This is a genomic window from Nocardioides aquiterrae, assembly GCF_039526625.1.
Classification (GTDB): Bacteria; Actinomycetota; Actinomycetes; order Propionibacteriales; family Nocardioidaceae; genus Nocardioides; species Nocardioides aquiterrae.
The window spans coordinates 596,818-605,786 of sequence record NZ_BAAAJE010000002.1 but is presented as its reverse complement, the minus strand read 5'-3'; the positions used below and the strand labels follow the sequence as shown (position 1 = coordinate 605,786).

The 8,969-nt window shown below is 72.3% G+C and carries 11 protein-coding genes; 5 read left to right on the top strand and 6 right to left on the bottom strand.

Annotated elements, in window-relative coordinates:
* Nucleotides 1-9 precede the first annotated feature (9 nt).
* Nucleotides 10-636 carry a PAS domain-containing protein gene (locus tag ABD086_RS05525; protein ID WP_343906375.1) on the bottom strand — a complete coding sequence of 209 codons (627 nt, stop codon included), beginning with the start codon at nt 634-636 and terminating at the stop codon, nt 10-12.
* A gap of 19 nt (nt 637-655) precedes the next feature.
* On the bottom strand, nt 656-1,630 hold the full coding sequence (locus tag ABD086_RS05520; protein WP_343906373.1) for an alkaline phosphatase family protein: 975 nt from the start codon (nt 1,628-1,630) through the stop codon (nt 656-658).
* 54 nt (nt 1,631-1,684) lie between these two features.
* Here ABD086_RS05520 and murI point away from each other — a divergent pair, with 54 nt between their 5' ends.
* On the top strand, nt 1,685-2,542 hold the full coding sequence (murI, locus tag ABD086_RS05515) for a glutamate racemase (RefSeq protein WP_425571551.1): 858 nt from the start codon (nt 1,685-1,687) through the stop codon (nt 2,540-2,542).
* On the top strand, nt 2,539-3,294 hold the full coding sequence (locus ABD086_RS05510) for an MBL fold metallo-hydrolase (RefSeq protein ID WP_343906369.1): 756 nt from the start codon (nt 2,539-2,541) through the stop codon (nt 3,292-3,294). Before murI ends, ABD086_RS05510 begins: the two co-directional genes overlap by 4 nt.
* Here the strand turns inward: ABD086_RS05510 and ABD086_RS05505 are convergent.
* From ABD086_RS05505 to ABD086_RS05490, 4 genes are all read right to left on the bottom strand, one after another.
* A complete protein-coding gene (locus ABD086_RS05505; protein ID WP_343906367.1) occupies nt 3,282-3,743 on the bottom strand; it encodes an SRPBCC family protein in 462 nt (153 codons plus the stop codon). The genes ABD086_RS05510 and ABD086_RS05505 overlap by 13 nt on opposite strands.
* A gap of 38 nt (nt 3,744-3,781) precedes the next feature.
* Complete coding sequence (locus ABD086_RS05500; RefSeq protein WP_343906366.1) at nt 3,782-4,327, bottom strand: hypothetical protein; 546 nt, start codon at nt 4,325-4,327, stop codon at nt 3,782-3,784.
* A gap of 180 nt (nt 4,328-4,507) precedes the next feature.
* Nucleotides 4,508-5,176, bottom strand: coding sequence for a response regulator (locus ABD086_RS05495; RefSeq protein WP_343906364.1), 669 nt, complete (start codon nt 5,174-5,176; stop codon nt 4,508-4,510).
* Nucleotides 5,173-6,327 (bottom strand): sensor histidine kinase, encoded by a 1,155-nt coding sequence (locus ABD086_RS05490; protein ID WP_343906363.1) that lies wholly within the window; start codon nt 6,325-6,327, stop codon nt 5,173-5,175. The genes ABD086_RS05495 and ABD086_RS05490 overlap by 4 nt, the downstream gene beginning before the upstream one ends.
* Before the next feature lie 139 nt (nt 6,328-6,466).
* On the opposite strand from ABD086_RS05490, the gene ABD086_RS05485 reads away from it, so the two are divergent.
* From ABD086_RS05485 to ABD086_RS05475, 3 genes are read left to right on the top strand one after another with little or no spacing between them, the layout of a single operon-like run.
* Nucleotides 6,467-7,375 (top strand): ABC transporter ATP-binding protein, encoded by a 909-nt coding sequence (locus tag ABD086_RS05485; protein ID WP_343906361.1) that lies wholly within the window; start codon nt 6,467-6,469, stop codon nt 7,373-7,375.
* Nucleotides 7,372-8,181 (top strand): ABC-2 transporter permease, encoded by an 810-nt coding sequence (locus ABD086_RS05480; protein ID WP_343906359.1) that lies wholly within the window; start codon nt 7,372-7,374, stop codon nt 8,179-8,181. The genes ABD086_RS05485 and ABD086_RS05480 overlap by 4 nt, the downstream gene beginning before the upstream one ends.
* A complete protein-coding gene (locus ABD086_RS05475) occupies nt 8,181-8,963 on the top strand; it encodes an ABC transporter permease (RefSeq protein WP_343906357.1) in 783 nt (260 codons plus the stop codon). Before ABD086_RS05480 ends, ABD086_RS05475 begins: the two co-directional genes overlap by 1 nt.
* Nucleotides 8,964-8,969: the final 6 nt, after the last annotated feature.

Genomic DNA, 8,969 nt, shown 5'->3' with positions numbered 1-8,969 from the left:
CCCGGCGCCTCAGTCCAGGCTCGCCGGCTCGGACCGCACCAGGTCCGCGTCCGGCTCCATCATCGAGCGGGCGGCGGCCAGGGTGCTCTCCAGGTAGGACCGGCAGCCGTCGGCGTCGCCGAGCTCGAGGGCGTACATCGCCGCGGTCACGCCCTGCACGATGTTGTCGTTGATCTCGATCGTCTGCCTCCGGCGCAGCGCGGCCTCGCTCAGCCGCACGGCGGTGGCCTCCCGCTCCCGCTCGGCGAGATACTGCTCGGTGATGTCGACGCAGGTCCCGCGCATCCGCTCCGGTGCGCCGTCGGCGCCCATCACCACCTGGCCGTTCGACCGCAGGTAGCGCACCTCGCCGTCCGGCCGCACGATCCGCTCGATCATCTCGTAGGGCTCACCGGTGGCGTAGGAGTGCTGGTGGATGCCCTGGATCTTGTCCCGGTCGTCGGGGTGGATCATCGACAGGAACCGCTCGTAGGAGGCGTTGAAGGACTGCGGCTCGTAGCCGTAGATCCGGTAGAGCTGGTCCGACCAGCGGTTCGTGTCGGTCGGGATGTGCCAGTCGTAGTCGCCCATGTTCGCCAGCCGCTGGGCGTTGTCCATCCGCTGCTGCAGGAGCTCCAGCTCCTCGTCGGCGCTCATGGGGCCGATTGTGGACCTCTCAACGCGTCAGCGTCAGCGAAAGGTCCGAGTCGAGGTCGCTGCCCGGCACCGCCGGGAGCCCCAGGAGGGAGGCCGCGAGGTTGGCCACGTCGCCGTTGCGCACCGGCTGCTTCCCGGCGTACGACGGCCGCGCGGTGCCCGGGTCGCGGTAGGCGGGGTTCAGGTCGTACAGGTCCGCGCGGTCCACGCCGGCGCCCCAGGTGAGGAACGGGATCCGGTAGTTCTCGAGGTCGCGGCGGGCCGAGTGGTCGGTCGCACCGGTCTTGAAGCCGTGGTCCGCGGTCAGGATCACCGTCACCGAGGAGCCGTCGAGCGCGTCCAGGAGCGTGCCGAGCTGGGCGTCGGTGCGCTTGACCGCGCCGAGGTACCTGGCGGACATGCCGCCGTACGCGTGCCCGTAGCGGTCCGGCAGCGAGACGTGGAGGAACGTGAACGTCGGCGCGCCGTCGCGCAGGTCGGCTCGGGCCAGGGACACCAGCTTCTTCTGGTTCTCGTTCTCGGTGAACGTGTCGATGCCCTTGGGCCAGGACCGCTCGTAGAGGCCGAACTTCTCCTTGGTCGTGTACAGCGCGGTGGTGCCGCCGTCGGCGTGCACGGCGCTGAAGACGGAGGCGACGCCGTGCCCGGCGGCCTTCTGCACGGTCATCGACGGGCGGTCGTCGTCCCAGGTCACGCCGTGCCCGCCCTTCGCGGCGGCGATCCGGCGGCCGGTCATCATGCTGGTGTGGTTGGGCAGCGTGACGGTCTGCTCGACCTCGGTCCGCGCGTTCAGCGTGCCGGCGCCCTCGTCGAGCAGCCGGTGGAACGTCGGCGCCCCGGTGGCCCCGAGCTGCTCGATCGCGCTCACGTTGAGGCCGTCGACGGAGATCGCCAGCACCTGCACCTCGCTCGGCCCGGGCGCAGTGCGCTGCTCGTCGGCCGGCGCGACGATCGTGGTGAGGGCGAGGACGGCGGTCGCGAGGGCGTGGAACACGCCGCCACGCTATCCCGCGTGACGGCCGTCTCCCGTGACCTCCGTCGCGTGCCCATGCGGCGGAGGGCGCGAGGACCTAGCCTTTCGTTCGTGCGCACGACGACCGCCGACCTCCGGGACGCCCCGATCGGCATCTTCGACTCCGGCTTCGGCGGGCTGACCGTCGCCCGGTCGGTCATCGACCAGCTCCCGCACGAGTCGATCGTCTACGTCGGCGACACCGCCCGGCAGCCCTACGGCCCGAAGCCGATCGGCGAGGTGCGCGAGTACGCGCTGGAGTGCCTCGACCACCTCGTCGACCTCGGCGTGAAAGCCCTGGTCATCGCCTGCAACTCCGCCTCGGCGGCGATGCTCCGCGACGCGCGCGAGCGGTACGACGTGCCGGTCGTCGAGGTGATCCTCCCCGCCACCCGGCGCGCGGTGGCCGCGAGCCGCACCGGTCGGATCGGCGTGATCTGCACCCGCGCCACCGCCGAGTCCCTGGCGTACGACGACGCGTTCGCGGCCGCCCCGCACGTCCGGCTGTTCACCCGCGCCTGCCCGCGGTTCGTCGACTTCGTCGAGGCCGGTGTCACCGGCGGCGACGAGCTGATCGCGGTCGCGCACGAGTACCTCGACCCGCTGACCACCGAGGGGGTCGACACGGTCATCCTCGGCTGCACGCACTACCCGCTGCTCACCGGCGTCATCTCCTACGTGATGGGCGACAACGTCACGCTGGTCAGCAGCGCCGAGGAGTGCGCGAAGGACGTCTACAAGATGCTCACGCAGACCGACCTGATGCGGCCGGGCGGCGAGCCGACGTACACCTTCCTGACCACCGGCTCGCCCGAGGAGTTCGAGACCATCGGCCGGCGCTTCCTCGGCCCGGAGATGGCCGGCACCCGCCAGTTCGTCGGAGGCATGGCGTGAGGCTCACGGTGGTGGGCTGCAGCGGGTCGTACCCGGGCCCGCACTCGCCGGCCAGCTGCTACCTGATCGAGACCGACGCCGACGGGCGCACCTGGCGGGTGCTGCTCGATCTCGGCTCCGGCGCCCTCGGCGCGCTGCACCGGTACGCCGACCCGCTCACCGTCGACGCCGTGCTGCTCAGCCACCTGCACGCCGACCACTGCCTGGACCTGTCCGGCTACTACGTGCTGCGCAAGTACCACCCCGAGGGCCCGCAGCCGCGGATCCCGGTGTGGGGGCCGGCCGGGACCGCGGACCGGATGGCCCGCGCGTACGACCTCCCGCTCGACCCGGGCATGCACCACGAGTTCGACTTCCGGGAGTGGGACGGCCCGGTCGAGGTCGGGCCGTTCGCGGTCACGCCGGTGCCCGTCGCGCACCCGGTCGCGGCGTACGGCCTGCGGATCTCGGCCGACGGCGCCACCCTGGCCTACACCGGCGACACGGGGCCGACGGCGGCGCTCGACGAGCTGGCCCGCGACGTCGACCTCCTCCTGGCGGAGGCGTCGTTCCGGTCGACCGACGCCAACCCGCCCGACCTGCACCTCACCGGCACCGACGGGGGCCTGGTCGCCAAGCGGGCCGGGGTGCAGCGGCTGGTGCTCACCCACGTGCCGCCGTGGTTCGACCCCGAGGCCGCGCTCGCCGAGGCGGCCGCCGTGTACGACGGGCCGATCGAGCTCGCCCGCGCCGGCTCGGTCTACGAGCTGTAGACGCGGGTCCGGATGCCGTGGAGCATCCGGCGGGTCATGACCGCGCTCACCACGGACAGCAGGCGCACCGTCCAGCGGGCCCGGCGGCCCCGGGTCCGGTAGCGCTCGCCGACGACCAGCTCCGAGCCGTCCGGCGTCGGGCGGACGTCGAAGGTCCAGGTGAACTCGTACGCCGGGCTGGTGCCCTGCAGCACCAGCGCCGAGCCGTCCCGCACCGCGGCGACGTCGAGGGCGACCTGTGGGTGCAGGTGGACCTGGTCGCCGACCCGCGGGTGCTGCCACTCCTCGTGGACCCGGTGCGCGTTCGTGATGTCGCAGCCGAGCAGGTTCTCCAGCCAGCTGTAGCTGTAGAAGCCGCCGCGCTCCTGGCCGATCTGGGCCACCCACGGCCAGACGCGCTCCGGCGGGGCCAGGATCCGGACGCTGCGGGACGTCGTCGTCGTGCTCATGCCCCGAGTCCACTCGCTGCCGGCTGCGAGCGGCAGGGTCATCGGTCCCAGGTTCGGGCCGTCTGCAGCATCTCGTCCATCGTCGGCTGGATCGGCAGCGACTGGGGGGACGTCATCGTGTCCACGAGCGCCGGTGGGAACATCTCGCGGATCCGCGCGGCCCGGTCCGCCATCCCGGGGAACTCGACGTCGACCACCGTGGCCTCGGGCTCGTGGCGGCCGTCCGTGGTGATGACCACCGGGTCACTGCCACCGGAGACGAGCTCCGCGTCGGCGCCCGTCGTGTACGCACCACACAGGAGGAAGGCGTAGATCTCATCCTCGGTCCGGTCCCGGCCCTGCACCTTCATCCCGCAGAGCACCACCTGGCCGTCCTGGACCGGCGCCATCAGGTTCTCGCGCACCTTCGGCATCGCCTGCAGCTGGCCGAGGAGCGACCGGTGCCCGGAGCTCGACGTCCGCTCGGACCGGCCGGCGGCCACCTGCGGATCGCGCGCGCCCGGGTCGGCGTGGATCGCGAGGAGACCGCCGGCCACGAGGACCAGGGCGCCCACACCGACGACACTGACGCGGTGTCCGTCCACGACGCCTCCCTTCTGCTCGTGGGACGCGCCGCTGCCGGGCCCGGTTGCCGTGCCCCCGGAGGCAGCGCAGGTAGGCCTAGCTCAATCCAGCGTCGTGGATTTCGAGACACGCCACGCGCCCCGTCACTTCGTGCCGGTGCGCGTCGGCGCCCTCAATCTCCCGACGTCGTCCGGACTTCGCTAGCTCAGTCCGGCGTCGTGAACACAGATCGCGATCTGGACCCGGTTGGTGACCTGGAGCTTGTCGAACAGCCGCGACACGTGCGCCTTCACCGTGGGCACGGAGAGGTAGAGGTCCCGGGCGATCTCCGCGTTGCTGAGGCCGCGGCCGACGGCGAGGGCGACGTCGCGCTCGCGGTCGGTCAACAGCGCCAGCCGGGCCTCGGCGCCGGCGGCGCGCGCCGCGGCCGCGGTGGCGGTGTCGTCCGGCTCGTCGCGCAGCCGGCGGATCAGCGTGCGGGTCACCGACGGCGACAGCATCGGCTCGTCGTCGACGACCTTGCGGATCGCGTCGACGATCTGCGGGGGAGGGGTGTCCTTGAGCAGGAACCCGTCGGCGCCCGAGGCGAGCGCGTCGACGACGTGCTCGTCGGCGTCGAACGTCGTCAGCACGATCACCCGGGGCGGGTTCGGCCGGCTGTGCAGGGCCCGGGTGGCCTCCAGGCCGTCCAGTCGGGGCATCCGGATGTCCATCAGCACCACGTCGGGCTCGAGGTCCCGCGCGAGCCGGACGCCCTCGTGGCCGTCGCCGGCCTCACCGACCACCTCGATGTCGCGCTCGCCGCCGAGCATCAGCGCCAGCGCCGACCGCACCAGCGGGTCGTCGTCGACGAGCAGGACCGTCGTCATGCGGCCCACGGTATCCAGCCGTGCAGGACGAACGTCGAGCCGTCGCGGCCGTGCGCGAGCCGGCCGCCGCGCAGCTCGGCCCGCTCCGACAGCCCGACCAGGCCCAGGCCGGCGCCCGGGGTGCGGGTCGGCCCGAAGCCGACCGGGTTGCGCAGCAGCACGTCGATGCCCGCGTCGGGCGAGCCGCTCACGCGGACGGTCAGCAGCGCGCCGGGCGCGTGCTTGCGGGCGTTGGTGATGCCCTCCTGCACGATCCGGTAGACGGTGCGGCCGGCGGCGTCCGGGACCGGCTCGTGCACCAGGTCCTCGAACTCGATGCGCACGCCCGTGCCCTGCGCGTCCTCGACGAGGTCCGGGAGGTCGGCGTACGTCGGCTGCGGCGTCAGCAGCCGCTCGCCGGTGACGCCGTCGCGGAGCACCCCGAGCACGCCGCGCAGGTCGGTCAGCGCCTCGTGCGCCTTGTCGCGGATCACCTCGGCGCTGGCCCGGACCTCCTCCGCCGACAGGTCCTGCCGGTAGGCCAGCGCGCCGGCGTGCATGGAGATCTGCGAGATGCGGTGCGCGAGCACGTCGTGCATCTCCCGGGCGATCCGGGCCTGCTCCTGACCGCGCGCCTGGCTGACCCGGAGCTCCTGCTCGGACTCGGCGCGCTCGGCGCGGTTGCGCAGCGTCCAGATCAGCTCGCGCCGGGAGCCGATGTACATGCCCCAGCCGAGCACGGCGCCGGTGGCGATCGCGTTCGCGATCAGGATCAGCCAGACCGGGTCCTCGTCGCTGGAGGTGATCGAGCTGAAGAGCTGCGCGGACGCGAAGTTCACCGAGCCGACCAGGGCGATCTCGCGCCAGCGCCGGCGGGTCGCCACCGACGCGGCGGCCAGCACCGCGGGCCCGGCCGCGACGCCGGACACCCCGCCGACCACGGCCGTCACCAGCGCGATCGCGACCGGCGCGCGCCGGCGGAAGGTCACCACCACGTACATCGCGGCGCCGGCCAGCAGGTCGGCGACCCACCAGGCGTGCGAGACGTCGGCCTCGTGCTGCTGGACCGGCAGCCACGCGAGCGCGCTGATGCCGAGCATGAGCACGACCCGCCAGGCGTGGCTCCACCAGCGCAGGGGCGGCTGGTACTCGCACGGGTCGGGTCGCTCCACGCGGCTCAGGCTAGGACGGCGTCCGCCGCGACGCAGGCGCCCGGGGTCGGTCCTGGGCCCCGGTGCACCCCTACTTTGGTCATCGGCGCCCCTCCGCGCGTCCGATGCGGGCCCGCGCCGGCTCGGGCAGGGTGGTCCCATGATCGTCGTCGAGAACCTGACCAGGAAGTACGGATCGTTCACCGCGGTGGACGACGTGAGCTTCGTGTGCCAGCCCGGGCGGGTGACCGGCTTCCTCGGACCGAACGGGGCCGGCAAGACCACCACCATGCGCGTCATGGTCGGCCTCACCCCGGCCACCGCGGGACGGGTCACCATCGGGGGCCACCTCTACCGGGACATCCCCAACCCCGGCCGCCACGTCGGCGTCCTCCTCGACGCCTCCGCGCAGCACGCCGGCCGCACCGGCCGGGAGATCCTCGAGCTCGGCGCCCGCACCATGGGCCTGCCGGGGTCGCGGGTCGACGAGATGATCGAGCTGGTCTCGCTGACGCCGCAGGAGGCGAAGCGCCGGCTGCGCAACTACTCCCTCGGCATGAAGCAGCGGCTCGGCATCGCGCACGCGCTGCTCGGGGACCCGTCGGTGCTGATCCTCGACGAGCCGGCGAACGGGCTCGACCCCGCGGGCATCCGCTGGATGCGCGGTCTGCTGCGGGGGTACGCCGAGCGCGGCGGCACCGTGCTGCTCAGCAGCCACCTGCTGCACGAGGTGGAGCAGATCGCCGACGAGATGATCCTGATCGGCAACGGGCGGATCGTCGCCCAGGGCGACAAGAAGACGCTGCTGGCCGGGGCGGCCAAGGGTGCGGGCGCGACGACGTTCGTGACCGCGCTGGACAACCATGCGCTCGCCGAGGCGCTGCGGGCGAAGGGCGTCACCGTCGCCAGCGCCGGCGAGGGGCTGCGCGTCGAGGCCGAGCCGGTCGAGGTCGGCCGCACCGCGCTCGAGGCCCAGGCGGTGCTCACCGACCTGCGCGGCGCCGAGGGCGGCCTCGAGGAGCTGTTCCTCGAGCTCACCGCCGAGACGCAGCGGGAGCACGTGGCATGAGCGCCTCCACGCCCGCCCTGGGCCACGCCATCGACATCTCGTCGACCACGCCGACGCCGTTCCTCCGCCTGGTCCGGGTCGAGATGCGCAAGGCCTGGGACACCCGGGCCGGCCTCTGGCTGCTGCTCTCGACCGCGCTGCTCTGCGCGGCCGTCATGGTGATCCAGCTCGCCGTCGGCATCACCCAGGCCGACGTGTTCCTCACCTACAACAGCTTCCTGACGTCCACGAACTTCTCGATCGGCGTCCTGCTGCCGGTCATCGGCATCATGCTGCTCACCAGCGAGTGGAGCCAGCGCACCGCGATGGTCTCCTTCTCCCTCGAGCCGCGCCGGCCCCGGGTGGTCCTCGCCAAGCTGGTCGTCGGCCTGGTCCTCGCGGTCGCCGCGGTCGCGATCGCGCTGATCCTGGCGACGCTGTGCAACGCCGTGTACGGCGTGCTGTCCGACGACCCGACCGTGTGGAACGCCAGCGTCGCGCACACCTCGGGGTTCGTGCTGCTCCAGGTGATCGGGATGCTCACCGGCTTCGCGTTCGCGGCGCTGCTGCTCAACACCCCGGCCGCGATCGTGATCTACATGGTCTACTCGTTCGTCCTGCCGGGGCTGTTCGAGATCGGTGCGCAGCTGATGGACTGGTTCGACTCGATCCGCCCGTGGATCGACTTCAACAACGCCCAGAACCCGCTCGTGGACGCGACCATGACCGGCAAGGACTGGGCGTACTTCGCGACCTCCGGGTTGATCTGGCTGGTGGTCCCGCTGGCGATCGGGTTCTGGCGGGTCCTCCGGGCGGAGGTGAAGTGATGACGGCGGTGCTCGACCTCTCGCGCACGCCGCGCACGCCGTTCCACCGGCTGGTGCTGGTCGAGCTGCGCAAGTCGTACGACACCCGGGCCGGCTTCTGGCTGCTCGCGGTGATCGGCCTGCTCGTGCTGGCCGCCGAGGTCGTCGTGCTCGCCGTGGTCACCACCCAGGACGAGTCCGCGTCGTTCGGCGACTTCATCAACACGGCGGCACTCCTGACGTCGTTCCTGCTGCCCGTGCTCGGCATCATGGTGCTCACCGCCGAGTGGAGCCAGCGGACCGCCATGGTCACGTTCGCGCTCGAGCCGCGCCGCCCGCTGGTGATCGCGGCGAAGGCGCTCGTCGGGGTGGTCCTCACCCTCCTGACGGTGGCCGTGTCGATCGCGATCGGGCTGGTGTGCACGCTGCTCTACGGCCTGATCGAGGGGCACGCGGACTGGACCTTCGGGTGGTCCGAGTTCTTCGCGTTCCTCATCACCCAGAACCTCGCGATGCTCGGCGGCTTCGCGCTGGCCGCGCTGTTCCTGAACACGCCCGCCGCGATCGTGGTGTTCTTCGTCTACAAGTGGGTGCTGCCCGGCCTGTTCGAGATCGGCGCCGCGCTGATCGGGTGGTTCTCCGACATCCGGATGTGGCTGGACTTCCAGACGGCGCAGACGGTGATCTGGGACATGTCCGGCTCGGCGGAGGAGTGGGCGCAGCTGGTGGTCTCGGGGCTGATCTGGCTCGGCCTGCCGCTGGCGCTCGGCGTCGCGAGGGTCCTCCGGGCCGAGGTGAAGTGACCCCGC

Bases quoted from the DNA above. Each gene is read 5' to 3' on its own strand.
- ABD086_RS05525 (WP_343906375.1), bottom strand. From the start codon at position 636: ATGAGCGCCGACGAGGAGCTGGAGCTCCTGCAGCAGCGGATGGACAAC.
- murI (WP_425571551.1), top strand. From the start codon at position 1,685: ATGCGGCGGAGGGCGCGAGGACCTAGCCTTTCGTTCGTGCGCACGACG.
- ABD086_RS05505 (WP_343906367.1), bottom strand. From the start codon at position 3,743: ATGAGCACGACGACGACGTCCCGCAGCGTCCGGATCCTGGCCCCGCCG.
- ABD086_RS05495 (WP_343906364.1), bottom strand. From the start codon at position 5,176: ATGACGACGGTCCTGCTCGTCGACGACGACCCGCTGGTGCGGTCGGCG.
- ABD086_RS05485 (WP_343906361.1), top strand. From the start codon at position 6,467: ATGATCGTCGTCGAGAACCTGACCAGGAAGTACGGATCGTTCACCGCG.
- ABD086_RS05480 (WP_343906359.1), top strand. From the start codon at position 7,372: ATGAGCGCCTCCACGCCCGCCCTGGGCCACGCCATCGACATCTCGTCG.
- ABD086_RS05475 (WP_343906357.1), top strand. From the start codon at position 8,181: ATGACGGCGGTGCTCGACCTCTCGCGCACGCCGCGCACGCCGTTCCAC.